This window comes from Variovorax sp. PBL-E5, from assembly GCF_901827185.1.
GTDB lineage: Bacteria > Pseudomonadota > Gammaproteobacteria > Burkholderiales > Burkholderiaceae_C > Variovorax.
This window is the reverse complement of record NZ_LR594673.1, coordinates 238,128-261,201: the sequence shown is the minus strand read 5'-3', so window position 1 is coordinate 261,201 and position 23,074 is coordinate 238,128. Positions and strand designations below refer to the sequence as shown.

Here is a 23,074-nt window from a genome sequence, read left to right as displayed (position 1 = left end):
CTCAGGCCAGCGCTTCGCCGCCGAGCGCGAAACGTGCATCGCGCCACTTGAATGCCGCCTTCAATCCCTGCTTGCCCGCGACCTCGAAGAAGTCGCGCGACTCCTGCGATTCCGACATCAGCACCAGCGTGAAGATTTCCGCACCGAGGTCCACGGTGGACTGGAAGCCGCGCAGGTCATAGGCCCGGTTCAGGCCCTGCTTGTTCAGCTGCATGGCCGGCGGCGGAATCATCGCGAGCTTGAGCGCGAGCCGCTGCGCTTCCTTCATCAGGTCGTCCGCCGGCACCACGCGATTGGCCAGCCCGATGCGCACCGCCTCTTCGGCGCCGACGCGATCGCCGGTGAGCAGAAGTTCCTTGGTCTTCTTCATGCCCACTACCCACGGCATGATCGCAAAGGGTGGCGCCGACTGGAACTGGATCTCGGGCTCGCCGAACTCGGCCTTGTCGGCCGCGAGCGTGATGTCGCACACCATCGACAGGTCGCAGCCGCCGCCCAGGCAATAGCCGTTGACCGCGGCGACCACCGGCAGCCGCGAGCGCCAGATGCGGTACCAGGTGTCGTTGCCCAGCTTCACGTGCGCGCGCCAGTCCTGCACGCTGGTGAGAGGATCCTCGCGCGGGCTCAGGTCGAAGCCGGCGCAGAAGGCGCGGCCTTCGCCGGTGATGATCAGCGCGCGCACCGACTCATCGGCCTCCAAGGCATCGAGCGCGTGCTGCATCTCCAGCAGGATGTCGTCGTCCAGCGCGTTCATCTTCTCCGGGCGTGCGAGCGTGAGGGTGGCGATCCAGCGGTCGATGGACACGCGGATGCATCGGTAGTTCATGGCTTGTCTCCTGCTTTCGTTGATGGATGGGAAGGCGCGGCCCGCAGCTCGACGAGCGCGTCCAGCACGCGCACGCCCTGGCCCGCTGCGAGCACGGTCACGGGGTTGAGGTCGATCGCCTCGATGAAGCCGGCATAGGCGGCACCGATCTGCGACAGGCGCACGATCAGTGCCTCGAACGCCGCACGGTCGGCCGGCGGCGCGCCGCGAAAGCCGTCGAGCAGCCGCGCCGCGCGCGTGCCGCCCACCAGCGTTTGCGCGCGCGCTGCGCTCACCGGCGCCAGCGCGAGGCTGCTGTCGCGCACCAGCTCTACCCATACGCCGCCCGAGCCCGCGACCACCGCGTGGCCGAAGGGCGGCTGGTGCGACAGGCCGGCGATCATCTCGATGCCGCCGGCGACCATCTCCTGGATCAGCACGCCGTCGATGCGCGCCTCGGGCACGCGCCCGCGCACGGTGGCCAGCATTTCATCGAAAGCCGTGCGCACCTCGTCGGGGTCGCGCAGCGCGAGCCGCACGCCGCCGGCCTCGGTCTTGTGCGGGATGTCGGGCGAGTCGATCTTCATCGCCACCGGAAAGCCGATCGCGGCGGCGCACTGCGCGGCCTGGTCGGCATTCGCGGCACGCGCCTCGCGCGTGGCCCGGATGCCGTGCGCTTCGAGGAATCGCCTGGCTTCGTGTTCCGACAATGCGCGACCGCTCGCGAGCCGGTCGGCCCACGCGGGATCGGCGGCAAGCGGTGCTGCGTCGTCGTGCGTGGCGGGTGCCTGCCACAGATGCCAGTCGATGAAGTGCCGCATCGCGATCAGTGCAGGCCGCGCGCCCTGCAGCGCGGGCACGCCGCTGCCTTGCAGTGGTTCCACCGTGCGCGGATGCAGGCCGCCGCCGACATTGCTGTAGAAGGCCAGCGGCTTGCCGGTCCGCTTCGCCGCGGCGGCCGTGGCCTCGGCCATGGCGCGGTAGTTGTCGGCGCCCTTCGCGCCCAGGCCGACCGGGCAGTCCTGCGACACGGCCAGCAGTCCGACGTCGGGATCGGCCAGCAGGGCATCGATGGCGCGTGCGTACATCGTCATGTCGAACACTGCGGCGCCGGTGGCGTCCAGCGGATTGCTGGGCGTCGCGAAGGCCGGCAGGCAGCCGCGCAAGGCATCGATCGTGGCCGGCGCAAGAACCGACAGGCGCAGGCCCGTCGTCTGCGCGAGATCGCAGGTCAGCGCCACTTCGCCGCCGCTGACGTTGATCACCGCCAGTCCGTCGCCGGCCGGCCGCTTCGCCGACTCGGCCATCAGCGTGCAGGTCTCGACCATTTCGTCCATGTCCTCGACCAGCACCACACCGGCGCTGCGGAAGAAGTCCACCGCCGCCGCATGCGAGCCGGCCAGCGAACCCGTGTGCGCCGCGGTCGCGGCCGCGCCCTGCGTCGAGCGCCCGACCTTCAGCACCACCACCGGCTTGCGCGCCGCGCGCATGCGCTGCGCGGCGCGCAGAAAGCGCTCGGGATGCCGCACCGATTCCATGAAGAGCGCGGCCACGCGCGTGTGCGGATCGTCGGCGAAGAAGGCCAGGTAGTCGTCGATGTCGAGTACCGCGGCATTGCCCACCGACACCAGGTGGCTCAGCCCGAAGCGCCCGACGCCCGCGAGCGCGATGCAGCCCGAGCCCGAATGCGAGGCGATCGCCACGCCGCCGATGCGCAGCGGCTCCGGCAGCGGCGCGCTGTAGAGCGAGATGCGGTCGTGCAGGTTGGCCAGGCCGAGGCAGTTGGGGCCGCACACCAGCAGGCCGGTGCGCTTGCACAGCGCCGTCAGCTCGGCCTGCAGCGCACGGCCCGTGTTGCCGAGCTCGGCGAAGCCGCTGGCGAACAGCACTGCGGCGCGGATGCCGCGCGCGGCGGCCTGTGTCAATGCGGGCAGCACCTTGTCAGCAGGCAGCGCGATCACGGCGCAGTCAGGTGCCTCGGGAAGGCTCTGCAGGTCGGCGAAGCAGCGCAGCCCTTCGACTTCCGCCGCCGAAGGATGGATCGGATAGATGCGGCCGCCATAGCCGCCGGCCAGCAGGTTCTTCACCACCGAGTTGCCGAAGGAGTCGGGTCGCGGCGAAGCGCCGAGCACGGCGACCGACGAAGGGCGCATCAGGGGCGCGAGATCGCGCAGCGGCGCGGTTTCGGCAGGCAGGGCGGGCACGGATGCCGCGTCGAAGGAAGAGGGGCGCATCGGATGAGCGGCGGACATCAGACGCGCACGTTGACCACGGTCCGCCCGCGCACGCCGCCCGCGAGCAGCGCGGCGGCCGCATCCAGCGTCGCGGCCAGCGGGATCTCGTGCGTGATCGCGGCCAGGCGTTCATGGTCGAGCTCCTGCGACAGCCGCTGCCAGGCATTGAGCCGGTCGGCGCGCGGCGCCATCACCGAGTCGATGCCGATCAGGCTCACGCCGCGCAGGATGAAGGGCGCCATCGTGCCCGGCAGGTCCATGCCCTGGGCCAGTCCGCAGGCCGTGACCACGCCGCCGTATTTCGTCGTCGCGCAGGCATTGACCAGCGTGTGGCTGCCCACCGAGTCCACCACGCCGGCCCAGCGTTCCTTGCCCAGCGGTTTGCCCGGCGCGGAAAGCTGCGCGCGGTCGATGACCTCCGCGGCGCCGATGCGTTTCAGGTAGTCGGCCTCGGCGGCGCGGCCGGTGGAGGCGACGACGCGAAAGCCGCGCCCCGCGAGCAGGCTGATCGCCACGCTGCCGACGCCACCGGCGGCGCCGGTGACCAGGATCTCGCCGTCGTCCGGCCGCACGCGCTGGCGTTCCAGCGCCTGCACGCAGAGCATCGCGGTGTAGCCCGCTGTGCCGAGCGCCATCGCGGTGCGCGCGTCCAGCCGCTCGGGCAGCGGCACCAGCCATTCGCCCTGGAGCCGTGCGCGTTCGGCCAGGCAACCCCAGTGCTGCTCGCCGGCGCCCCAGCCGTTGAGGATCACGCGGTCGCCGGCCGAGAACTCGGCATGCGTGCTGTGCTCGACCACGCCCGCGCCGTCGATGCCCGGGACCATCGGCCACTTGCGCACCACGGGACCGCGGTTCGCGATCGCCAGTGCGTCCTTGTAGTTCAGCGACGAATAGTCGACGCGCAGCGTGACATCGAAATCGGGAAGCGCCGAGTCGTCGAGTTCGCGTACGGATGCGTCGAATCGCTCTGCATCTCGCTCCAGCAGGATGGCCTTGAACATGCCCGTCTCACTTCTCTTGGGTGGTTGACGGACGCGAATCTATCGCCGGGTCAATGCGCCGGGCAAGAACGGATTAGGTCGATATGCGTTCTCCAAATTCGCACGCAAGGGGAAACCCTCGGCGCCGGCGGCCGGTGGAAAAAGCCGCTCAGAGCTTGTGCCGCAGCACGTTCTCGATCTCCGCGATCAGCGACAGGCTGGCCACCGAGAGGTGCCTTCCCGCGCGCGTGCAGCACACCAGCACCTGCGGCTTGATGCGCGGATCGCGGATCGGCACGAAGGCCGCATCGGGATGGTTGGGGTCGCGCCCGAACAGGTACTGCGAGAGGATCGCGATGCCCACGCCGGCCGATGCGGCGCTGCGCATCAGCTCGTAGGAGTTGGTGGTGAGCACCACGCGCGGCTTCATGCCGACGCGCGCGAACATCTGGTCCAGCGTGGCGCGCAGGGCCAGGCTGGCATCGGGCATCACGATGTCGTAGGCCGCGCAATCGGTGAGCCGCACCCAGCTGCGCTTGGCCAGCGGATGCTTGCGCGGCACCATCACGCAAGAGCCCAGGCTGCGCTTGACCACGATCGCGAGGCCTGCATGCGCAGGCGGGTTGTAGCCGAGCGCGAAGTCGATCTCGTCGTCGAGCACGAGCGCCACCAGCCGCGGCGAACTCTCCACCCGCACCTCGTAGTTCACGCCGGGGTGCAGCCGGTGGAACTCGGCCAGCATCTGCGGCAGCAGCTCGCGCGAGAAGCCTTCGTTGACGCCGAAATGGACCGTGCCGCGCTGCAGGCCGCGCAGCGCATCGACCTCGGTGCGCGCGGTCGAGAGCTCGCCCATCGCGCGCTTGAGATGGTGGATGAAGATCTCGCCGGCGGCCGTGAGCTTGAGGCCGCTGCGTCCGCGGCCGCGCTCGAACAGCAGCGCGCCGACCTCCTCCTCCAGGTTCTTGACCTGCCGGTTGATCGCCGAAGCCGCGATGTGCGTGTGCTCCGCCGCGCGGCGAAAGGAGCCGGCTTGCGCCACCTCGTAGAAATAGCGCAGCGACGTCGGGTTCTTGAGATGAAGGCCGGGGTCACGGGACATGGTGACGCAGCTTAACCCGCGTGCGTCACCGCGAAATCCGGATCATCGAGAGGTCTTGCTATTCCCCGCGCAGGCCGAGCGTCTTGATCTTCGCGCCCCAGGTCGCCGTGTCGCGCGCCACGATGTCGACGAACTGCTGCTGCGACATGCTCTTGACCTCGAGGCCCTGCTCGCGCAGCTTGGCCGCGATCTCCGGATCCTGCAGGGCCTTGTTGACCGCGTCGTGCAGCTTCTGCTGGACCGCGGGCGGCGTGCCCGCGGGCACGAAGTAGCCGTACCACGGCTCGTACTCGAACTGCTTGACGCCGACCTCTTCCAGCGTCGGCAGGTTGGGCAGCGCCGGCGAGCGCTTCGCGCCCGAGGTGGCGAGCGCGCGCAGCTGGCCTTGCTGGATGAAGGGCATCACCGCCGGGATGGTCAGCAGCATGGCCTGGATCTGACCCGACATCAGGTCGACGATGGCCGGGCCCGAGCCCTTGTACGGCACGTGCTGCATCTTCAGCCCGGTGATCGACGACAGCACCGCCATCGGCACATGCCCCGCGCTGCCGACGCCGCCGGAGCCGTAGTTGACCTTGCCCGGGTTGGCCTTCGCGTAGGCCAGGAATTCGGCCGCGGTCTTGACCGGCATGCTCTTGGACACGACCAGCACGTTCGGCGTCGCGCCGATGTAGGCGACTGGCCGGATGTCGCGCGCCGTGTCGAAGGGCAGCTTGTCGTACAGCCCGGCGTTGAAGGCCAGGCCCATGTGCTGGACCATGACCGTGTAGCCGTCGGGCGCGGCGCGCGCGAGCATCGCGGTGGCGATGGTGCCGCCGGCGCCGCCGCGGTTGTCGACGACGAAGGACTGGCCCAGGTCGACGGCCAGCTTGTGGCCCAGGAGCCGCGCGATGATGTCCACCGTGCCGCCCGCCGCGAAGGGCGCGAGCACGGTCACCGGCTTGCTTGGGTAGCTGGCCGCGGCCGCATCGCCGCCCTGTGCCGTGGCGCACAGCGGCAGCCACAGCGCCATCGCCGCGAGCACGGCGATCTTCTTGAATCTCATGGATGTTGTCTCCTGCTTCGATCGCTGGGGGCTAGGCATCGAAGTGGTATTGCCTGATCTTGTCGTCGTCGAGCGTCACGCCCAGGCCCGGCCCGGCGGGCACGGCGATGCGGCCGCTCGAGAGATCGAGCTTGTGGGTGACGATGTCGTCCGCGGTCTTCAGCGGCCCCACGCATTCGAGCCCTTCGAGCACGTTCGTGCTGGTGCAGGCCAGCATGATCTCGGCGACCGTGTTGATGCCCAGGCCGAAGCCGTGGCCGATCACCACCTTCATGCCCGCGGCCGTCGCCGTCTCCAGCATGCGGCGGCAGGTCAGGAAGCCGCCCTGCTTCATGACCTTGAGCTTGACGATGTCCGCGCAGTCCGCGCGGATGACGTCGATGAGGCTGGCGTGGTCGGTGATCGATTCGTCGGCCATGACGGGGATGTCGATGGCCTGGCGTACGCGGGCCATGCCGGCCAGGTCGTCCGCCGCCACCGGCTGCTCCAGCAGCTGCATCGCGAAAGGTTCGAGCAGCCGGCCGAGCGCGATCGCGTCGTCCACCGAATAGCCCGCATTGGCATCGGCACGCAGGGCCATCTCGGGTCCGACCGCCGCACGCACGGCGCCGACGCGGTCGCGGTCCGCCTCGATGCCGCCGCCGACCTTGATCTTGGCCGAGCGGAATCCGCGATCGAACCACTTGCGCGCCTCGGCCGCGGCCTCGTCGGGCGAGAGGATGCCGATCCAGGCGTTGAAGCGCAGTTCGTCCACCATCTTGCCGCCGAGGTACTGGTGCACCGGAACGCCGAGGCGGCGCGACAGCAGGTCGATGCAGGCCATCTCGATCGCCGCCTTGGCATCGAGGTAGCCGGAGAGCGCCTGGTCCATGGTCTGCGAGAGCCGGTGTGGATTGCCGGCGTCCTGGCCTTGCACCGCGGGCGCGAGCCGCTCGCGCAGCGCGGTCAGCGATTGCTCGATCGTCTCGACCGAATAGCCCGGCGAGGGATCGATGTTGCCGAGGCCGACGCTGCCATCGTCGGCGGTCAGCCGCACGATGGCGCTCTTCTGCGCCTTCTTGGTGATGTAGGCATTGCGAAAGCCCGGGCCGACCAGCGGCACCGCGACGCCGAAGACCTCGACGCGGCGGATCGGAAGATGAAGCGCATCCATTCAGGCGGCCTCGAAGGCGGGCGCCACCGGCGTGCCCTTGATCTGCGTGCGGTGCATCACGCGGCGCGCCTCGGGGTCGAAGGAATCCCGCCGATGCAGCGTGCAGCGGTTGTCCCACAGGATCAGGTCATGCAGCTGCCAGACCTGGCGGAAGGTGAACTCGGGCTGCGTGGCATGCGCCCACAGTTCGTCGAGCAGCGCATTGCTGTCCGCGAGGTCGAGCCCGAGCACGTAGCTGTTGCGCCGGCGGCCGAGGTAGAGCGCCGCGCGGCCCGTGTCGGGATGGCGGATCACCAGCGGATGGTGCGCGCCGGGCGCTTGCCGCGGATCGGTCACTTCCTTCATGCCCTTGCGCATGATGCCGGCGCTGTTGTAGGTGGCATCGTGGATCGCGCGCAGGCCGGCGATGCGCTGCTTCGTCGCATCGGGCAGCGTCTCGTAGGCGAGGTACATGTTCGACCAGAAGGTGTCGCCGCCGCTCGGCGGGATTTCCAGCGCGTGCAGCAGCGCGGCGCGCGGCGGGCTCTCGACGTAGGTCATGTCGCAGTGCCACACCGCTTCGCCGTCGCCGAGGTTGCCGATGGGTGCGCCGCCGACTTTCACGTTGGAGATGACGTTGATCTCCGGAAACGCTTCCAGGAAAGGCTTGCCGTAGGGATTGGGACCGGGTGGGTCCAGCGGCCCGAGCAGGCGGCTGAGCGCGAGCAGTTGCGGATCGTCGAGCGCCTGGCCGCGAAAGCGAAGCACCAGGTGGGTGGCCCAGGCGTCCTTCAGCGCGGCGAGCGTGGCTTCGTCGAGCGGCGCGTGCAGGTCGATCCCGGAGATGTCGGCGCCGAGCGCCGGCGCGATCTTGGTGACGGTGATGCGTGGCATGGAGGCAGCGGAATGCGAAGTGGACATCCATCGAAGGTAGCAGCCATGGGTGATCGCGTAAACGATATATTTAAAGCATTCGGTGATATCAAGAATCAGATGGTCCAGATCAAACAGGCATCGCAGCAGCGCGCCGTGCAGCGCCGCCACCTCGAGGCGATCGTGGCGATCGACGACGGCAAGTCGGTCCACGGTGCCGCGCGCGCGCTCGGGCTGGCGCAGCCGGCGGTATCGCGCCTCCTGTCCGAGGCCGAGAAGGCGCTGGGCGAGCGCGTGTTCGAGCGTTCGAGCCGGGGCAGCCATCCGACGGCATGGGGCGAGCGCGTGCTGGCCCAGGCGCGCGCCGTGCTGCGCAGCCTGGAGCGCCTGGACCTGTCGGCCGGCCTCGATCGCGGGCCGGTGAGCCTCGGCTGCATCGCGCGCGCCATGCACACGCTGATGCCGAACCTGCTGGAGCGCGTCGCGCGCGACGGCGAGGCCTCCGGGCCCGTGCGCCTGCAGCTGATCGAGGAGAGCAGCACTTTCCTGTGGGACGCCGTGAGCCGCGGCACGCTGGACTTCGCGATCCTGCGCGGCCGCAGCGACACCGCGGGCGATGACGAGCTGCTCACCGAACGGCTGTACGACGAGCGCACCGTGATCATCTGCGCGCCCGATGCGGGCCCGCAAGGCAAGTCGGTGCTGTCCAGGGCCGAACTGATGCGCCAGCGCTGGGTGCTGCCCGATGCGCGCACCAGTTCGCGCGAGGCCTTCGATCGCTACTGCAGCGACGGCAGGCTGGGGCCGATCCATCCGGTCATCGAGACGCGCTCCTTCGAGACCGGGCTCGCGCTTGCGGCTCGCACGGGCTTCCTGTCGATCGCGCCCGAATCCATCGCGCGGCGGCACGAGGCCCTGGGCCTGGTGCGGGTGCTGCGCACGCGCGTGCCGCTGCCGACCAGTCCGACCGTGCTGGTCTTCAAGCGCTGGGCGGTGGAAGATCCGGTCCTCGCCGGCTTGCGCACGCAGATCCATGCGGCAGCCGCTGCGGCGCGCCATGCGCTGCGCGGGCGGTGAGTATGCTTGCCGTCGGATCGTGCCGAAGGCTGTCCGTTCGCACGTTCAAGGAGATCGAAATGAGCAGGTCCTGCACCCACACCGCCGGCATCGCCCACGTGGTTCCCAGCGCCCTCGGCTGCGAGGAGTGCCTGAAGATGGGCAGCGTATGGCTGCATCTGCGCCTGTGCCGCACCTGCGGCCACGTGGGCTGCTGCGACGATTCGCCGCATCGTCACGCGACCGCGCACTTCCACGCGACCGGGCATCCGATCATCGAGGGCTACGATCCGCCGGAAGGCTGGGGCTGGTGCTATGTCGATCGCGTGGCGCTCGACCTCGGCGAGGACACCACGCCGCAGAACGGGCCGATCCCGCGCTACTACTGATCGGCATCCCTGCAACGGCATCGGCTTCATCCGACAGACCGGGGCTCCGCGATGAGGACGATGGACGTTGTCCGGGCGGATGCCCGGCGCTCAACGCTTCAGGAGAAACGAATGACCCGCAAGAACACGGTCTGTCTCTGGTACGAAGGCGGCGCCGTCGAGGCCGCGAACTTCTATGCCAAGACATTTCCCGACAGCACTGTCGGCACCATCCACCGCGCACCGGGCGACTATCCCGATGGCAAGCAGGGCGATGTCCTGCTCGTCGAGTTCACCGTCGCCGGCATCCCCTGCATCGGCCTGAACGTTGGCCCGCAGTTCAAGCACAGCGAAGCCTTCTCTTTTCAGATCGCGACCGACGACCAGGCCGAAACCGACCGCTTGTGGAACGCGATCGTCGGCAATGGCGGACAGGAAAGCGTCTGCGGCTGGTGCAAGGACCGTTGGGGACTCTCGTGGCAGATCACGCCGCGCGCCGTCACCGAGGCGATGGCCGATCCCGATCGCGCGGTGGCCAAGCGCGTGTTCGACGCGGTGATGACCATGGGGAAGATCGACGTCGCCGCGATCGAGGCGGCACGGCGGGGCGGCAAGTCGTAGGCGGGCGTCGCTGGCGCTACTTGCCGAAGGTGATGAGGCTCCCCACGATGGCAACGAGCTGCGCGACGTTGATCACGATCGCGATGACGTGGGTTCGCCGAAATCCTGGAATGGCATCCATGACGTTCGACTGAATCTGCGCGCCGAGCGCGTCCATCTTGGGAATGATCTTCCTGCGCAGGACGACGGCAATCAACGCCAGCACTGCAGCACCCACCGCGAGCCCCGGGCGGCCCGCGCACGCAAGGCTGATCGCCGTGGCCATCGCGCTGGCGAAGGCAGCAACGTAGTAGGTGTTGAAGAAGCCGCGCACGAAGCGGGCGTCGAGCGGTGTGTCGTGCTTCAGAACCAGAAGCGGAATGGAGCCCATGATGAAGTAGGTCGTCGTGACGAGGAGTGCCACCGTGAAGAACAGAGCGGCGAACATGGCGGTCGACATCGTCAGTCCACCGTCCTGCGGCTGCGCACCCAGGCTTCGAACTCCTGGTCCTCGAAGCGGTAGACGCCGTGGTCGACCCGCGCCATGGCCTGCATCCGCGGGCCGGTGAGGCGCCGCAGGGAGGTTCTCGGCAGACTGGGCGTGACGTCCTCGGTGCCGAGCAGTTCGCGCAGTTGCTTCAGCGCCGCGGCGCCGTAGAGGTCCTGCACACCGGCCGCGGCGAGCAGCAGCACCGCGCGGTCCGGCCGGCCGAGCTCCTTCCAGGTCTTCGCATAGCCGGTGTCGTCATGCACGCGCGTCAGCGTGTGCGCCAGTGCCGCTTCGGGCCCCTGTTCCTGGTACAGCAGGTAGCGCTCGACATACCAGCGGAAGAACTCCGGCGTTTCCTTCAGCTTCCTGAAGGCCTGCTGCGCGACGGCCAGGGGCAGCGGCTGCTTGGCGAGCCGCTTGATGTGGGCCACGATCGCCACGACGAACTCGTCGCCGAGCAGCGGGAAGGGCTCGACCGGCGCCCAGTTGTAGAACGGCGCGGAGGCGCGCGAGAACATCTCGCGCAACGCGGCTTCCGAGGAGCCGGCGAACAGGACCTTGATGCCCGCCTTGCGAATGTCCAGCCCCGCGCGCAGCGAATGCGCGACCTGCCGGTGTTCCGGATTGGCGAGCACCTGGGCTTCGTCGAGCACCAGGACCAGGCGCTTCCTGCTCTTGTCGGTCAGCTGCAGCGCCGCCTGGATCGCGGGCACGGCCAGCTTCTCCTTGTCGGCCAGGTCGAGCTCGACCGAGCCCTCGACACCCATCGGCAGCTTGGCGCCGGCCTTCATCTTGCGCACAGGCGTCGACAGGTCGTCCCAGAATCGCGCCAGGCCCTTGGGCTGCACGGCGGACAGGATGGCGGCGGCAATGGCTTGGCCCGGATGGTCGGTGTCGTCCCAGAGATTGGTGTACGCCGCCGCGTACCCGGCGGCCTCGGCGGCCGGCAGCAGGTCGTGCTTGAGGAACTCGCTCTTGCCCATCCTGCGCCGGGCGAACAGCCCGCGGGCCGACACCAGGCCGAGGTCGAAGGCCTGCAGGTAGCGGCTCGCGAGGTCAGGGCGGGCAAAATGCCAGAGGTCGGCGGGGGTGCTCATCCGACAGATTCTGACATGGTTTTGTCAATTGACAGATGAGTGGAAATATTTGTCGGAAGGATCAGACCGGCTCGAGGAACAGTCACGATGGTGAGCGCGATGCCGATGAAGACCACGGCGATCCGCAGTGCCTTTTCGTTGAGTCCCGCAAACAGGAGGAGCGCGAACAACATGAGGTTCGCCGTGTCGCTCAATGGGGAAGGCGCAGGCCGGGCGTCGAATGCCGGCACCGGGCGAGGGACAAGCATTGCGCGGATACTGTGCGACTCTTCACTGCATCGAGAGAGATCGCCGCATGAATGGTGCTTCACCCTACACACCCCCTACGGTCTGGACCTGGAACGCTGCCAACGGCGGCAAGTTCGCGAACATCAACCGCCCGATCGCAGGCCCGACCCACGAAAAGGACCTGCCGGTGGGACGCCATCCGCTGCAGCTCTACTCGCTGGCCACGCCCAACGGGGTCAAGGTCACGGTGATGCTGGAGGAACTGCTCGAGCTCGGCCATCGCGGTGCGGAGTACGACGCGTGGCTGATCCGGATCAACGAGGGCGATCAGTTCGGCAGCGGCTTCGTCGCGGTCAATCCGAATTCCAAGATCCCCGCGCTGTGGGACCGCACCGAAGAAGCAAGGCCGGTGCGCGTCTTCGAGTCCGGTGCGATCCTGCAATACCTCGCAGAGAAGTTCGGCGCCTTTCTTCCGACCCATCCCGGCGAGCGGGCCGAATGCCTGTCGTGGCTGTTCTGGCAGATGGGCAGCGCGCCCTTCCTCGGTGGCGGGTTCGGACACTTCTATGCCTATGCGCCGAGCAAGATCGAATACGCCATCGATCGCTACGCCATGGAGGTCAAGCGGCAGCTCGATGTGCTGGACCGCCGCTTGGCCGAGAGCCCGTATCTGGCCGGGGACGCCTACACCATTGCCGACATGGCGGTCTGGCCCTGGTACGGCACGCTCGTGAAGGGGCAGCTCTACGAAGCGGGCGAGTTCCTTCAGGTCCACGAATACACCCACGTCCTGCGCTGGACCGACGCGATCGCTCAACGGCCGGCCGTGCGGCGCGGGCGCATGGTCAATCGAAGCTGGGGACAACCGTCGAGCCAGCTCCACGAGCGCCACGATGCCACCGACTTCGAGACCCGAACCCAGGACAAGATGACCGCGAAGGACCCCGCATGATCACGCTGTACGACTGCAGCACGGCGCCGAGCCCGCGCCGGGCGCGCATCCTCCTGGCCGAGAAGGGCATCGTCCACGAGACGGTCCAGGTGGACCTGCGAAACAACGAGCAGCTCGGCGACGCCTACCGCCAGCTGAATCCCCAGTGCACCGTGCCCGCACTGCGCACCGGAGAGGGCCCGCTGCTGACCGACAACGCAGCGATCACGGCCTACGCGGAGGCGCGCTGTCCGGAACCGCCGCTCCTGGGCATCACGCCCCATGAGAAGGCCGAGATCGCCAGCTGGAACTGGCGCATCGAGTTCGAGGGACTGATGGCCATCGCCGAAGCCATGCGCAACAGCGCGCCTTCGATGGCCAACCGGGCCTTGCCCGGACCGGTGGACTATGCGCAGATCCCCGAACTGGCGCAGCGCGGCCTGGCCCGGCTCCAGCAGTTCTTCGCCGTGCTGAACGAGCGTCTGGCGGGGCGCGATTTCGTCGCCACGGATCGCTTCAGCGTCGCCGACATCACGGCGGTGGTGGCCGTCGACTTCGCCCGGGTGGCGAAGGTGAAGCCGGGGGAACAGCACCCGCATCTGCAGCGCTGGCGCGCGGCGATGGCGCAGCGCGCGTCGATGTCGCTCTAGCGGAGCCGGGCCCTGCGCCCCTGCAGCTATCTGCCCAGCTTCGTCTTCAGCGCGTGCGGTCCATGCACGAGCTGTTTCTTCAGGAATTCCACGCACACCCTGACTTTCGCCGAGCCGGCCGACCGGGTGCTGGTCATGGCCCAGATGTCCGCCGGCTCGTGATGGGAGGGCAGCACCCTGACCGCGCGCCCGTCGAGCAGGGGCTGCGCGATATCCCAGACCGACAGCAGGCAGATGCCCTTGCCGTCGAGACTCCATCCCTTCACCACGTCGCTGTGGTTCGAGCTGAATCTGCTCGTGACCTTGACCGACTCGATGCCCTTCGGCCTGCTCAGTCGCCAGTTTCCGATCGGCTGGTCGCGCTCGCGGTAGAGCAGGCATTCGTGTTCCGCGAGTTCGGCCACCGTCTTCGGGTGGCCGCGTTGCGCGAGGTACTCGGGCGAAGTGCAAAGAATGTGCCTGCTCTCCACCATGCGTTGCGCAATGAGACTCGCTGGGTCGGGTCGCCCACGCGGATGTCGAGATCGAAGTTCTCGGTGATCACGACCCGGCGTGTCGTGCGATGGAACAGGCGCACACCCAGCTGCGCCTCCAGGATCGCAATGCGCTTGCTGATGTGCGCCGAGGTGGTCCCGATCTCGAGCGACGCCGCCACGAAACTGGAGCGGCGAGCCGCTTCGCAAGACACTTCGAGGTCCTTCAGGTCCATCGCTTTTTTATCAACGATTCGTTGATAAAAAGTCCATGAGCAAACTACCCATCGCCGTCATCGGAGCCGGTCTGATCGGCAAGACGCATATCGATTGCGCGCTGGCCGATCCGGACATCGAACGGGTCGGCATTGCCGATCCGACACCGGCTGCTGCCGAGCTCGCCAGAGTGATCGGCGTTCCCTGCTTCGCCGACTACCCGAGCCTGCTCGCCACCGCGAAGCCAAGGGGCGTGGTGGTGGCGACGCCGAATGCGACACATGCCCCGATCACGATCGACTGCCTCGAGCAAGGCGCCGCAGTGCTGGTCGAGAAGCCGATCGCCGACACGCTCGATGACGGACGGCGCATCTGCGACGCATCGCGAGCCACCGGCTTGCCGGTCCTGGTCGGCCATCAGCGCCGCCACAACACGATCATGCGCAAGGCCCGGGCCATCGTCGGCGCCGGCACGCTCGGCCGGCCGGTCAGTGCCACCGCGCTGTGCACCTGGCTCAAGCCGCGCGACTATTTCGACGTGGCGTGGCGCCGTGGAACTGGGACTTGAGCACCGGCGAGGCAGCGCGCTTTCCGCGCCAGGACATCAACGCGCACTTTTATTCGGGCACCGAAGGCTCGCTGACCTTGCCGCGCCTGGAGGTCTGGCGCTATCGCCAGGATCAGGGCCCTGCGCAGGGCTGGCACGACCCCTTGACGATGGAGCGCACCGCCGTGCACACCGGTTCGCCGTACAGCGAGCAGATGCGCCACTTCGCCGCTCTCATCGAAGGCAAGGAGCAGGCGGTCTGCTCGGCGCTGGACGGCTTGCGCACACTCGAAGCGACGCTGGCCGTGACGCAGGCGGCAGCGGCGAACACCGCGGTCGCGCAGCCTGCGTAGCGGCGGCCGCCGTTTCGGGCTGGTCGTCGGCCTGCTGACTTTGCTCGGCAAGCGCTCGTCGATCGCGCCGCTGCACTGGTTCGCCGAGGTCTACGTCGAGATCGTCCGCAACACGCCGTTCCTGGTCCAGGAACATCGATTCGGCCACGTTCCGCAGCTTCGAGGTGTATATCGTCGTCGCGCTGCTCTATCTGGCGATGTCGACGATCTTCTCGACGGTCTTCAAGGCCGCCGAGGAGGGCATGACGATGCTGTGCGTGACGCACGAGATGGGCTTCGCGCGCAGCGTTGCCGATCGCGTGCTGTTCATGGACCGCGGCGAGATCGTCGAGCAGGCGCCCCCCGAGGTGTTCTTCACCCACCCGAAGCACGAGCGCTGCGCGACTTCCTCGGCCAGATCCTGCCCAAGTGAGGACCATGATTCCTCTTTCCCTTGCCCATCTGACGGTGCTCGACGTGGCGCCGCCGCATGGCCGAGGCCGGCGTCGGCATCCACGACGTCGAGTTCATCCCGCTGACGCCGGAGATCCGTGTCGCCGACCATGCGCAGGCCATCGCACTGGCCGCCGAACTCGGTGCCCGGCGGCTCAATGTCTCCGGCGACGACGTGGATGTCGATCGCCTGGCCGAGCGCTTCGGCGCGCTGTGCGATCTCGCCGCCGCGGCCGGCATGGGCGTGGACCTGGAGTTCGTGCGGGCCGGCCGAATGGCAGGTTGCTGATCGACCTGCTGCATCTGTGGCGCTCCGGCGGCACGGCCGAGATGTTGCGCGATGTGCCGTCGAGCGCACTCGGCTCGGTGCAGCTGTGCGACGCGCGTCTGCAAGATCCGACCGATGCCGGCCTCATCGACGAGGCGCGGCAGGGGCGCCTCTTCCCGGGCGAGGGCGAGTTGCCTCTGAAGGCGTTCATGGACGCGCTGCCGGCCGCGATTCCGGTGGGGGCGGAAGTGCCCTGCGGCCAGACGCACCCCGGGCTCGGTCCCTGGGAACGCGCGGCGAGGGCTTGCGCGGCGTCGCGAGAATTCCTGGCGTCATGGCAGCCGTCCCGCTGATGACTCCGGTGCAAATTTTCTGCGTGGGCCCGAACGCGCCAACCGCGGCCGTCGCCCTACTTCACCTCGAACACCCGCCAGGCCGCAGCAAGCTTGTCGGCGTCGAGCCCGGGTGCGTTCAAGGCGGCGAGGAATGTCTGTTCCCGCTGCGCCACCCTTGCAATCGCCGCCGGCAGCGCATCCGCCAGGCCCGCGGGAATCACCACGCAGCCGTGGCGGTCGGCATGCACCAGGTCCCCCGGTGACACGGGCAGCCCGAACACGCTCACCGGCGTGTCGAACGCCACCATGTGCGCGAAGCCGGACCCGGGGCACACATTGCCGCCCAGCAGGCCGATCCCTGCGGGCAGCGTGCCGATGTCGCGGATGGCGCCGTTGGTCACCGCGCCCACCAGCCCCATCGCCTTGTGGATCGACACCTGGATCTCGCCCCAGATGCAGCCCATGCCTCGGCGCTCGCCGCAGTCTTCCATCACCACCAGTGACGGCCGGCGGGCCTGCTGCAAATAGCGGTAGTACGCGAAGCGGCGCGCCAGCATCGTGTCGTGGCTGTCCTTCGTCGGCTTGTCCGAAACGATCTTCGCCGTGAGCGCGTAGCCCGTGAACGGAGGCATCTCGGCGTTGGCCGCGACGACTGCATCCAGCGTGTAGTTCCTCCCCCGCAGCGACGGGTCGAGCACGATCATCGCGTTGCACAGCGTCCCCGTGTCCACGCCGGCAAGCGTTTCGAAGATGCTCATGCCGCAATCCTCAGCGTGGTGAGCGGCAGGTGCTGCTGGCAACCATAGACATCGCGGTCTTCCAGGTCACCCGAACTCACGGGGCGCTTGAGCGTGATCTTGAAGGCGCGCGCCGCGTCGAACGCGGTGCACACGAGCACATGCTCGCGCGGAACGGCAAACGCTTTCGCCATGGCGTCGAAGTTGATCGCGCCGCTTTCCTTGACGATGCGGTAGGCCTCGTCGCGGTCGAACATCACGTCGAAGGTCAACTCGAACGGCCCGGAGTTCTTGCTGCGGATGACCTTCGCGTAGTCGGTCAGGGGTTTGTCTGTCATCGGATTTCCTCGAAGCGCACCGGAAAGCATTCCAGCGGGTTGGCCACCGGCATCAGGTGATAGATGTTGTAGCGGTACGCAGGCCCCACCGGAATGCCGAAGGGCGAGAAGGGGTAGGCCATGTTGCCGGCGGTGGTGAGGATGCCCGGGTAGTCGGCGTGCTGCATCACGCCGCGAGTGAACATCGCCACCGCTGTCGCAAGGTCCTGCGTGGGCGCCACCGCATCGATCACCAGGCCCACTTCCTTGGGCACGAATGCCTTGTCCGGCTCCAGCGCGCCCATCACGCCATCCTTGCCATAGCTGCGGAACATCAGATGAATGCCATCGGACCGGGCGCCGAAGCGCTGCTCGGCGCGTTCCCTCGCATGCGCGATCACACCGTCGAGCTCGCGGATCATCACTGCGTCGCGGATGCCGACGATCACGATGCTGCGGTAGCCGATGCGCTCGGCGCCTTCGAGCTTCACGCGGTACTGTGCGTCCTGGATGAAGCGGCTGCCGGCGACCTTCACGCGTCGTGGGTCGACCTGCTCGAAGCTCGCGTTCGTCAGGTCATTGATGCCGCCGGGCCCGGCCTGCAGGAAGGGGTCGCTGCGCTCGTAGAGCGAGTGGCCCGCCACCGACACCGTGGTGCAGCGGTTGTTTGCGTTGCCGGGCTCCACCTCGAAGTGGTCTTCGCGCACGCGGCCGATCATCGGTTCGCCCAGGTCGTAGGGCAGCGCGGACAGGCCCGCGCATTCCAGGATCTTGCCGCAGTGCAAGGCCAGGCCCGCGTCGAATCCGCGCAGCACCGGCAGCGCGGCAAAGATCGCATCGTCGCAGGCGCGGCCCGCGATCACCACGTCGGCGCCGCCTTCCAGCGCGTGCATGAAGGGCTCCATGCCCATCTGCGCGACGATCGGCCCGGCCGCGTCGATCATGGCGGCGCTGAGGTCGCTGTCGGGGCCCATCGCCTCGACCTTGCCGTTCGCTGCCTTGGCCTTCAGGTAGGTCTTGTCGATTTCGGCGTCGATCACCGCGAGGCGAAACGCGAGCTTCTTTTCTTTCGCCACCTCGCGCACCATCTGCGCCATCAGCGCCAGTGTCCGGTTGGAGCCGTTCGTGATGGCGGAGCCGATCAGCAGCGGAATCCTGGCGGACCGCGCGGCAGCCAGCATCACTTCCAGGTCGCGTCGATACGCGGAGAGCGGCAGGAAGGGCTTGTCGTCGCCGTGGTAGTAAGGCCCCATGTCGGTGGAGCCTGCGTCTTGGCCGATGAAGTCGGGGTTCGCGGCCATGGCCCGCTTGAACGACTCGACGTTGTAGCCGCTGCCCATCGATCCCGAGGGCGCGACTCCGGTGATTTGTTTCATTGCTGCTGCTTGAGGTTGACGGTTTTTGCGAGCTTCGACCACTTGACGGTGTCGGCCTGAATGGCGGCCCTGAAGCTGGCCGGTGAGCCACCGCGGATTTCCATGCTGATGTCGGCCATCTGCTTCTGGAAATCCGGCTGCTTCAGGATGTCGTCCGCGACCTCGGCCATGCGCCGGACGGCCGAAGCCGGCATGTCGCGCGGACCCATCAACCCCATCCACGACGACACCTGGATGCCGGGCACGCCGGCTTCGGCGAACGTGGGTACGTCGGGCAGCGACGGCAGGCGTTTGTCCGCAGCCACGGCGATGGGGCGCACGTGACCCGACGCCGTCAGCCCCTTCGCGGAGCCGACGAAGGTGAAGAGCAGTGGCACTTGTCCGCCGGCCAGGTCCTGCAGCGCGGGGGCCGCGCCTTTGTACGGCACGTGGTTGAACTTGGCGCCCGTGGCCTGTCCGAGCAGCTCGATCGCCAGATGCGAAATGCCGCCCGCGCCTGTGGACGCGAATGCCACGGTGCCGGGCGCCGCCTTGGCGGCCGCGATCACGTCGGCCACGGTCTTGTAAGGCGTCTGGGCGTTGGCGTACAGCACGGCCACCTGGTCGGTGAGGTGAATGATGGGCACCAGGTCCCGCTCGGGGTCGTAGCTCATGCTGGTGTAGAGCAGCGGCGCCAGCGAGACCTGCCCGTTGCTCGCCAGGAACAACGTATAGCCGTCAGGCTTGGACTGCGCGACTTTCGCGCCCGCGATCAGGCCGCCCGCGCCGCCGAGGTTTTCGACGATCAGGGTCTGGCCGGTCGCCTGCTGGAATTTTTCGGCGAACGGCCGTATCACCGCGTCGAGCGAGCCGCCTGGCGGGTAGGGCACGATGACACGCACGGGCGCACTCGGGTAGTTCACCCCTTGCGCGAGGGCGGCCAGCGGCAGCACGAGCGCGAGTGCAGGCAAGAGGGACCGGCGCACTTTGGAGATCAAGCTCATGGCACTTCCTTCGGGCGTTGTCGGGCGCGTTCAACCCATCCACTGGCTGACGGGAACGGCCGTGTCCTGCAGTTCCTGGCAAATGACGTCGACGAGCGCAGGGCCGTCGTGCGCGAGCGCCGCCTTCAGCGCGCCGTACACGTCGGCCGGGTCCTCCACGCGCCACGCTTTCACGCCGAAGGCCTCGGCCACGCGCGCATGGTCGGTGCGGTTGAAGTCGACCGAGAAGTAGCGCTTGTCGTATCCGGTTTTCTGGCTGGCCTTGATCCAGCCGAACACCGCGTTGGAGAACACGATCATCTTCAGCGGCACACCGCGCCGCACGATGGTTTCCAGCTCGCCGCAAGTGAAGCCGAAGCTGCCGTCGCCCATCACCGCCGCCACCATCGCGTCGGGCCGGCCGAACTGCGCGCCCACGCCCGCCGACATGGAGAAGCCGAGCGCGCCGTGCGCACGGTTGGTGATGAAGTGGCGGCCCGATTGCGGCGCGTCGAAGTACGCCGAGAAGTAAGGGCAGGGCGTGCCGGGGTCGGCCACGACGATGGCTCCGGCGGGCAGCAGCTTGTTGAGCGCATCGACCACGCACTCGGGGCGAATCGGCTGCTCGCGCGACGCCGCAAGCTGGGAGAAGAAGGCGTACTTTTCCGCGCGCGCCCGGGCGACGAGCGCGCGGCCGTCGGCGACGCCGGCGGGCCGCTGCCGCACACGATCACCGGTGCGCGCGGCAACGGCATCGGCGAGCGCGGCCAATCCGAGCTTCGCGTCGCCCACCAGCGCGACGTCGGTGCGGTAGTTGGTCGCGATGGTCATCGGATCGACGTCCAGGTGCAGCAGCGTGACCTCGCGCGACGGCATCTTCCAGTGTTCCGTGGTCGTGGACCCCGCGCGCGCGCCGACGAAGAGCACCGTGTCGGCCTGCGCGATCACCTCGCGCGTGGCGGCCACGCCGCCGTTGGTGCCGATCACGCCGGCCAGCAACGGGTGCGCGCCGGGCAGGCTGCCCTGGCCGCTGATGGTCGTGCACACGGGCGCGTTCAGCAGGGTGGCGAGCCGCGCGAGTTCGTCGCTCGCGCCCGAGATCACCACGCCGCCGCCGCACACGATCACCGGTGCGCGCGCCGCGGCGAGCTTGTCGGCCGCGCGTTCCACCTCCTGCGGGTCCGGCGCGAAGCGGTAGGCCGGGAAGCTGTCATGACCCGGCTGCGCCCACACGTCCGCCGCTTCGAGCGTGTGCTTTTGCACGTCGTACGGCAGGCAGATGTGCGTGGCGCCTGGCCGTCCCGTCGTCATCGCGCGGAACGCGCTGCGCACGGCGTGCGGGATCTGGTCCACGCGGTCGATGGTGGTGTTCCACTTCGTGAGCGGCTGGTAGAGCGCCTGCTGGTCCAGCTCCGTGAGAGGAAACCTGCCGCGCGCGCCGACCGGGACGTCGGAGGTGATGCCCAGCACGGGAATGGCGGACTCGTTGGCTTCCACGATGCCGGGCAGCAAATAGGTGGCGCCGCCGCCGCTCGGTCCTTCGCACACGCCGGGCTTGCCCGTGACGCGCGCATACGCGTCCGCCATGTAGGCGGCGCTGCGCTCGTCCCGCGTGAGGATGTGGTCGATGCCGTGATCCAGCCGCGCCAGCGCGTCGTACAGCGGCAAGGTGGTGTCGCCGCACAGCCCGAAGATGTGCTTGACGCCATTGAGTTGGAGCATCCGCACCAGCGCGTCCGCGCCGCTCATCTGGGTCATCGGTTGTCCAGCTGACGTGGTTGAGAATGCAGTTCAGTATACTTAAAATGAGAAGGCGGTCAAATACAACCAAGGTCATGCATCCCGTCCCACGCCACAACATTTCCAAGACCCGACGCGAGCGCGGCTCCGGCGTGTTCAACACGCTGCGCGCGATGGCCATTTCGTACCAGTTGAAGCCGGGCGAGCGCGTCAGCGAGATCGAACTGGCGCAGCAGCTGGGCGTGAGCCGCACCCCCGTGCGCGAGGCGCTCACGCGTCTGGTGAACGACGGCTTCCTCACGCCCACCACGCGCGGCTTCATGCGCCGTCCGCTCGAAGTGCAGGAGACGCTGGACCTGTACGAGGCCCGTGTCGCCGTCGAGTCGTCGTGCCTGGCCATGGCGATCGAGCGCGCGACGGACGAGGAGATCGCCGAGGCCCAGGCCTTTCTGGCGAAGAGTCGCAAGGTGCCGCGCAGCACGCCCATCGAGCAGCTGGTGGAACTGGACGAAGGCTTTCACCTTCGCATCGCCGACATGGCGCGCAACGTGGAGCTCAAGCGCATCCTGGTGAATTTGAACGAGCGCATCCGCTTCATCCGCTGGATCGACATGGAAAGCGCGGGCCGCGACTTCACACAGCGCGAACACGCCGAGATCCTGCAGGCGCTGAAGGCGCGCGACCGCAAGGCGAGCGACAAGGCCCTGCGCGCGCACATCGGCCTGCGGCGCGACCAGATCGTCGAGGCGATCAGGCAGGGGCTGGCGAAGATTTATCTTGCGCAGGACGCGGCGTAGTCGCGCCGGCCCGGATGGAACCGGCCCTTGCGGATGCGATGCAGGCTTCGATCGTCATCGGCTTCATGATGCCTCACCGGAAGGCGCAACGGCCTCCATCGCGGCGACGATCTTGCGCACCTCGCGGTGCATCTGCTGCGCAATCACTTCCCGGCGCTCGGGCAGCAGGCGTCCGGAGATCGCCGCGATGCTGATCGCCGCGACCGGGTTGTGGGGCGGGAACGCGACGCCCATCGATGCGGTGCCGGGCGTGACTGCGCTGTCCAGAAAACAGTAGCCGCGTGCCCGGCCCTCGGCAATGGCGCCGTACAGGAAGTCGGCGGTGAAGGTGGCGAATTTCTCGTAGCGGTGGGCATTCGCCTCCACGATGGCGCGGGCCTCGGCCGGGGGCAGCGAGCACAGGATCGCCAGTCCGCCCGAGCCGACGCCCAGCGGCCTTCGGATGCCGATGTCGAGCGACAGCGACTTGATCGGGAAATCACCGAGCGCACGGTTGGCGCAGACGGCTTCGAGGCCGCTGCGCTCGCTCAGGTAGACCGTGTCCTGCGTGAAATCGGCCAGCCGGTGCAACGGCGCATCGCACAGTTCGGCGAGCCGGTAGCGCGGGCGCGCCAGCAAGCCGAACTCGTGCAGGAGCGGCCCGAGAAAGTACTTCTTCGTGTGCGCATCGCGGTCGACCATGCCTTCGCGTTCCAGGCGATGCAGCATGCGAAAGCAGGTCGCCTCGGCCAGGCCGGAGGTCGCGACCACCTCGCCGGCGCGCATGCCGCGGCGCCCGCGCGACGCGATCACGCGCAGCACGTCGATCACGCGCTCGATGCTCTGGGTGCCCGAGCGCGGGGCTCTACCTTGTGGAGTCGTCGCTGCGACCTTGCCTTTGTTCTCGGACTTCTTGCTCATAGGGAGGTCATCATGTTGGCGCCACATTGTGGC

General features: G+C 68.2%; 27 protein-coding genes and 2 pseudogenes. 11 read left to right on the top strand and 18 right to left on the bottom strand.

Features of this window, described 5'->3' with window-relative positions:
- Position 1: 1 nt before the first annotated feature.
- The 7 genes from WDLP6_RS33165 to WDLP6_RS33135 form a co-directional block, all read right to left on the bottom strand.
- Complete coding sequence (locus WDLP6_RS33165; RefSeq protein WP_162595546.1) at positions 2-826, bottom strand: enoyl-CoA hydratase/isomerase family protein; 825 nt, start codon at positions 824-826, stop codon at positions 2-4.
- Positions 823-3,039 (bottom strand): acetate--CoA ligase family protein, encoded by a 2,217-nt coding sequence (locus WDLP6_RS33160; protein WP_232077681.1) that lies wholly within the window; start codon positions 3,037-3,039, stop codon positions 823-825. Before WDLP6_RS33160 ends, WDLP6_RS33165 begins: the two co-directional genes overlap by 4 nt.
- A gap of 17 nt (positions 3,040-3,056) precedes the next feature.
- Entirely contained in the window at positions 3,057-4,040 is a 984-nt protein-coding gene (gene acuI, locus WDLP6_RS33155; protein ID WP_162595545.1) for an acrylyl-CoA reductase (NADPH), read from the bottom strand.
- A gap of 148 nt (positions 4,041-4,188) precedes the next feature.
- Positions 4,189-5,118: a LysR family transcriptional regulator gene (locus tag WDLP6_RS33150; protein ID WP_162571902.1), complete on the bottom strand. Its 930-nt coding sequence runs from the start codon at positions 5,116-5,118 to the stop codon at positions 4,189-4,191.
- 58 nt (positions 5,119-5,176) lie between these two features.
- Positions 5,177-6,163: a Bug family tripartite tricarboxylate transporter substrate binding protein gene (locus tag WDLP6_RS33145; protein WP_162595544.1), complete on the bottom strand. Its 987-nt coding sequence runs from the start codon at positions 6,161-6,163 to the stop codon at positions 5,177-5,179.
- 31 nt (positions 6,164-6,194) lie between these two features.
- Positions 6,195-7,316 (bottom strand): mandelate racemase/muconate lactonizing enzyme family protein, encoded by a 1,122-nt coding sequence (locus WDLP6_RS33140; RefSeq protein WP_162595543.1) that lies wholly within the window; start codon positions 7,314-7,316, stop codon positions 6,195-6,197.
- Positions 7,317-8,189: a TauD/TfdA dioxygenase family protein gene (locus WDLP6_RS33135; RefSeq protein WP_162595542.1), complete on the bottom strand. Its 873-nt coding sequence runs from the start codon at positions 8,187-8,189 to the stop codon at positions 7,317-7,319. It abuts the gene before it with no gap.
- A gap of 99 nt (positions 8,190-8,288) precedes the next feature.
- On the opposite strand from WDLP6_RS33135, the gene WDLP6_RS33130 reads away from it, so the two are divergent.
- The 3 genes from WDLP6_RS33130 to WDLP6_RS33120 all read left to right on the top strand — a co-directional run bounded on the left by WDLP6_RS33130 (position 8,289) and on the right by WDLP6_RS33120 (position 10,213).
- Positions 8,289-9,245 carry a LysR family transcriptional regulator gene (locus tag WDLP6_RS33130; RefSeq protein WP_162595541.1) on the top strand — a complete coding sequence of 319 codons (957 nt, stop codon included), beginning with the start codon at positions 8,289-8,291 and terminating at the stop codon, positions 9,243-9,245.
- Positions 9,246-9,304: 59 nt separating this feature from the next.
- Complete coding sequence (locus tag WDLP6_RS33125) at positions 9,305-9,613, top strand: UBP-type zinc finger domain-containing protein (RefSeq protein ID WP_162571897.1); 309 nt, start codon at positions 9,305-9,307, stop codon at positions 9,611-9,613.
- A gap of 111 nt (positions 9,614-9,724) precedes the next feature.
- Positions 9,725-10,213: a VOC family protein gene (locus WDLP6_RS33120; RefSeq protein ID WP_162595540.1), complete on the top strand. Its 489-nt coding sequence runs from the start codon at positions 9,725-9,727 to the stop codon at positions 10,211-10,213.
- 16 nt (positions 10,214-10,229) lie between these two features.
- Here the strand turns inward: WDLP6_RS33120 and WDLP6_RS33115 are convergent, their stop codons facing one another.
- The 3 genes from WDLP6_RS33115 to WDLP6_RS33105 are packed head-to-tail and all read right to left on the bottom strand — an operon-like array spanning position 10,230 to position 11,973.
- Positions 10,230-10,652 (bottom strand): hypothetical protein, encoded by a 423-nt coding sequence (locus WDLP6_RS33115; protein WP_162595539.1) that lies wholly within the window; start codon positions 10,650-10,652, stop codon positions 10,230-10,232.
- A 2-nt stretch (positions 10,653-10,654) separates the two neighbouring features.
- On the bottom strand, positions 10,655-11,779 hold the full coding sequence (locus WDLP6_RS33110; protein WP_162595538.1) for a hypothetical protein: 1,125 nt from the start codon (positions 11,777-11,779) through the stop codon (positions 10,655-10,657).
- Positions 11,776-11,973, bottom strand: a complete 198-nt coding sequence (locus WDLP6_RS33105) for a hypothetical protein (RefSeq protein ID WP_232077680.1) — start codon at positions 11,971-11,973, stop codon at positions 11,776-11,778. Before WDLP6_RS33105 ends, WDLP6_RS33110 begins: the two co-directional genes overlap by 4 nt.
- Before the next feature lie 101 nt (positions 11,974-12,074).
- Between WDLP6_RS33105 and yghU the strand changes: the two genes are divergently transcribed.
- Together yghU and WDLP6_RS33095 are read left to right on the top strand one after the other, a co-directional pair.
- Complete coding sequence (yghU, locus tag WDLP6_RS33100) at positions 12,075-12,959, top strand: glutathione-dependent disulfide-bond oxidoreductase (protein ID WP_162595534.1); 885 nt, start codon at positions 12,075-12,077, stop codon at positions 12,957-12,959.
- Positions 12,956-13,588 carry a glutathione S-transferase family protein gene (locus WDLP6_RS33095; RefSeq protein ID WP_162595533.1) on the top strand — a complete coding sequence of 211 codons (633 nt, stop codon included), beginning with the start codon at positions 12,956-12,958 and terminating at the stop codon, positions 13,586-13,588. Before yghU ends, WDLP6_RS33095 begins: the two co-directional genes overlap by 4 nt.
- 26 nt (positions 13,589-13,614) lie before the next feature.
- Here the strand turns inward: WDLP6_RS33095 and WDLP6_RS33090 are convergent, their stop codons facing one another.
- Together WDLP6_RS33090 and WDLP6_RS35580 are read right to left on the bottom strand one after the other, a co-directional pair.
- Positions 13,615-14,061 carry a LysR substrate-binding domain-containing protein gene (locus WDLP6_RS33090; RefSeq protein WP_443083486.1) on the bottom strand — a complete coding sequence of 149 codons (447 nt, stop codon included), beginning with the start codon at positions 14,059-14,061 and terminating at the stop codon, positions 13,615-13,617.
- A 119-nt stretch (positions 14,062-14,180) separates the two neighbouring features.
- Positions 14,181-14,297 (bottom strand): annotated as a pseudogene (locus WDLP6_RS35580) (LysR family transcriptional regulator); the annotation flags it as partial.
- A 35-nt stretch (positions 14,298-14,332) separates the two neighbouring features.
- Here WDLP6_RS35580 and WDLP6_RS35315 point away from each other — a divergent pair.
- The 5 genes and pseudogenes from WDLP6_RS35315 to WDLP6_RS33070 all read left to right on the top strand — a co-directional run bounded on the left by WDLP6_RS35315 (position 14,333) and on the right by WDLP6_RS33070 (position 16,230).
- The gene (locus WDLP6_RS35315) at positions 14,333-14,845 is read left to right on the top strand and encodes a Gfo/Idh/MocA family protein (RefSeq protein WP_232077678.1); all 513 of its coding nucleotides are present in this window, start codon (positions 14,333-14,335) and stop codon (positions 14,843-14,845) included.
- Positions 14,842-15,177 (top strand): hypothetical protein, encoded by a 336-nt coding sequence (locus WDLP6_RS35310; protein WP_232077676.1) that lies wholly within the window; start codon positions 14,842-14,844, stop codon positions 15,175-15,177. The genes WDLP6_RS35315 and WDLP6_RS35310 overlap by 4 nt, the downstream gene beginning before the upstream one ends.
- Before the next feature lie 230 nt (positions 15,178-15,407).
- Positions 15,408-15,589 (top strand): annotated as a pseudogene (gene glnQ, locus WDLP6_RS33080) (glutamine ABC transporter ATP-binding protein GlnQ); the annotation flags it as partial.
- 57 nt (positions 15,590-15,646) lie between these two features.
- Positions 15,647-15,898, top strand: a complete 252-nt coding sequence (locus tag WDLP6_RS33075) for a hypothetical protein (RefSeq protein ID WP_162595532.1) — start codon at positions 15,647-15,649, stop codon at positions 15,896-15,898.
- Entirely contained in the window at positions 15,892-16,230 is a 339-nt protein-coding gene (locus WDLP6_RS33070; protein WP_162595530.1) for a hypothetical protein, read from the top strand. Before WDLP6_RS33075 ends, WDLP6_RS33070 begins: the two co-directional genes overlap by 7 nt.
- 56 nt (positions 16,231-16,286) lie before the next feature.
- On the opposite strand, the gene WDLP6_RS33065 is transcribed toward WDLP6_RS33070, so the two are convergent.
- Genes WDLP6_RS33065 through WDLP6_RS33045 form a run of 5 tightly spaced genes read right to left on the bottom strand, consistent with a single transcriptional unit; the run spans position 16,287 to position 21,362 of the window.
- Complete coding sequence (locus tag WDLP6_RS33065) at positions 16,287-16,970, bottom strand: RraA family protein (protein WP_162595528.1); 684 nt, start codon at positions 16,968-16,970, stop codon at positions 16,287-16,289.
- A complete protein-coding gene (locus tag WDLP6_RS33060) occupies positions 16,967-17,287 on the bottom strand; it encodes a DUF4387 domain-containing protein (RefSeq protein ID WP_162571884.1) in 321 nt (106 codons plus the stop codon). The genes WDLP6_RS33065 and WDLP6_RS33060 overlap by 4 nt, the downstream gene beginning before the upstream one ends.
- Complete coding sequence (locus WDLP6_RS33055) at positions 17,284-18,642, bottom strand: acyclic terpene utilization AtuA family protein (protein WP_162595526.1); 1,359 nt, start codon at positions 18,640-18,642, stop codon at positions 17,284-17,286. Before WDLP6_RS33055 ends, WDLP6_RS33060 begins: the two co-directional genes overlap by 4 nt.
- Positions 18,639-19,625: a Bug family tripartite tricarboxylate transporter substrate binding protein gene (locus WDLP6_RS33050; protein WP_162595525.1), complete on the bottom strand. Its 987-nt coding sequence runs from the start codon at positions 19,623-19,625 to the stop codon at positions 18,639-18,641. The genes WDLP6_RS33055 and WDLP6_RS33050 overlap by 4 nt, the downstream gene beginning before the upstream one ends.
- Before the next feature lie 30 nt (positions 19,626-19,655).
- Entirely contained in the window at positions 19,656-21,362 is a 1,707-nt protein-coding gene (locus WDLP6_RS33045) for a thiamine pyrophosphate-binding protein (protein WP_162595523.1), read from the bottom strand.
- Between the two features lie 77 nt (positions 21,363-21,439).
- Here WDLP6_RS33045 and WDLP6_RS33040 point away from each other — a divergent pair, with 77 nt between their 5' ends.
- Entirely contained in the window at positions 21,440-22,141 is a 702-nt protein-coding gene (locus tag WDLP6_RS33040; protein ID WP_162595521.1) for a GntR family transcriptional regulator, read from the top strand.
- A gap of 63 nt (positions 22,142-22,204) precedes the next feature.
- Here WDLP6_RS33040 and WDLP6_RS33035 read toward each other — a convergent pair whose 3' ends face one another.
- Positions 22,205-23,041, bottom strand: coding sequence for an IclR family transcriptional regulator (locus WDLP6_RS33035; RefSeq protein WP_162595519.1), 837 nt, complete (start codon positions 23,039-23,041; stop codon positions 22,205-22,207).
- Positions 23,042-23,074 lie beyond the last annotated feature (33 nt).

Bases quoted from the DNA above. Each gene is read 5' to 3' on its own strand.
- WDLP6_RS33165 (WP_162595546.1), bottom strand. From the start codon at position 826: ATGAACTACCGATGCATCCGCGTGTCCATCGACCGCTGGATCGCCACC.
- WDLP6_RS33160 (WP_232077681.1), bottom strand. From the start codon at position 3,039: ATGCGCCCCTCTTCCTTCGACGCGGCATCCGTGCCCGCCCTGCCTGCC.
- acuI (WP_162595545.1), bottom strand. From the start codon at position 4,040: ATGTTCAAGGCCATCCTGCTGGAGCGAGATGCAGAGCGATTCGACGCA.
- WDLP6_RS33150 (WP_162571902.1), bottom strand. From the start codon at position 5,118: ATGTCCCGTGACCCCGGCCTTCATCTCAAGAACCCGACGTCGCTGCGC.
- WDLP6_RS33145 (WP_162595544.1), bottom strand. From the start codon at position 6,163: ATGAGATTCAAGAAGATCGCCGTGCTCGCGGCGATGGCGCTGTGGCTG.
- WDLP6_RS33140 (WP_162595543.1), bottom strand. From the start codon at position 7,316: ATGGATGCGCTTCATCTTCCGATCCGCCGCGTCGAGGTCTTCGGCGTC.
- WDLP6_RS33135 (WP_162595542.1), bottom strand. From the start codon at position 8,189: ATGCCACGCATCACCGTCACCAAGATCGCGCCGGCGCTCGGCGCCGAC.
- WDLP6_RS33130 (WP_162595541.1), top strand. From the start codon at position 8,289: ATGGTCCAGATCAAACAGGCATCGCAGCAGCGCGCCGTGCAGCGCCGC.
- WDLP6_RS33125 (WP_162571897.1), top strand. From the start codon at position 9,305: ATGAGCAGGTCCTGCACCCACACCGCCGGCATCGCCCACGTGGTTCCC.
- WDLP6_RS33120 (WP_162595540.1), top strand. From the start codon at position 9,725: ATGACCCGCAAGAACACGGTCTGTCTCTGGTACGAAGGCGGCGCCGTC.
- WDLP6_RS33115 (WP_162595539.1), bottom strand. From the start codon at position 10,652: ATGTCGACCGCCATGTTCGCCGCTCTGTTCTTCACGGTGGCACTCCTC.
- WDLP6_RS33110 (WP_162595538.1), bottom strand. From the start codon at position 11,779: ATGAGCACCCCCGCCGACCTCTGGCATTTTGCCCGCCCTGACCTCGCG.
- yghU (WP_162595534.1), top strand. From the start codon at position 12,075: ATGAATGGTGCTTCACCCTACACACCCCCTACGGTCTGGACCTGGAAC.
- WDLP6_RS33095 (WP_162595533.1), top strand. From the start codon at position 12,956: ATGATCACGCTGTACGACTGCAGCACGGCGCCGAGCCCGCGCCGGGCG.
- WDLP6_RS33090 (WP_443083486.1), bottom strand. From the start codon at position 14,061: ATGGTGGAGAGCAGGCACATTCTTTGCACTTCGCCCGAGTACCTCGCG.
- WDLP6_RS35315 (WP_232077678.1), top strand. From the start codon at position 14,333: ATGAGCAAACTACCCATCGCCGTCATCGGAGCCGGTCTGATCGGCAAG.
- WDLP6_RS33075 (WP_162595532.1), top strand. From the start codon at position 15,647: ATGGCCGAGGCCGGCGTCGGCATCCACGACGTCGAGTTCATCCCGCTG.
- WDLP6_RS33065 (WP_162595528.1), bottom strand. From the start codon at position 16,970: ATGAGCATCTTCGAAACGCTTGCCGGCGTGGACACGGGGACGCTGTGC.
- WDLP6_RS33060 (WP_162571884.1), bottom strand. From the start codon at position 17,287: ATGACAGACAAACCCCTGACCGACTACGCGAAGGTCATCCGCAGCAAG.
- WDLP6_RS33055 (WP_162595526.1), bottom strand. From the start codon at position 18,642: ATGAAACAAATCACCGGAGTCGCGCCCTCGGGATCGATGGGCAGCGGC.
- WDLP6_RS33050 (WP_162595525.1), bottom strand. From the start codon at position 19,625: ATGAGCTTGATCTCCAAAGTGCGCCGGTCCCTCTTGCCTGCACTCGCG.
- WDLP6_RS33045 (WP_162595523.1), bottom strand. From the start codon at position 21,362: ATGACCCAGATGAGCGGCGCGGACGCGCTGGTGCGGATGCTCCAACTC.
- WDLP6_RS33040 (WP_162595521.1), top strand. From the start codon at position 21,440: ATGCATCCCGTCCCACGCCACAACATTTCCAAGACCCGACGCGAGCGC.
- WDLP6_RS33035 (WP_162595519.1), bottom strand. From the start codon at position 23,041: ATGAGCAAGAAGTCCGAGAACAAAGGCAAGGTCGCAGCGACGACTCCA.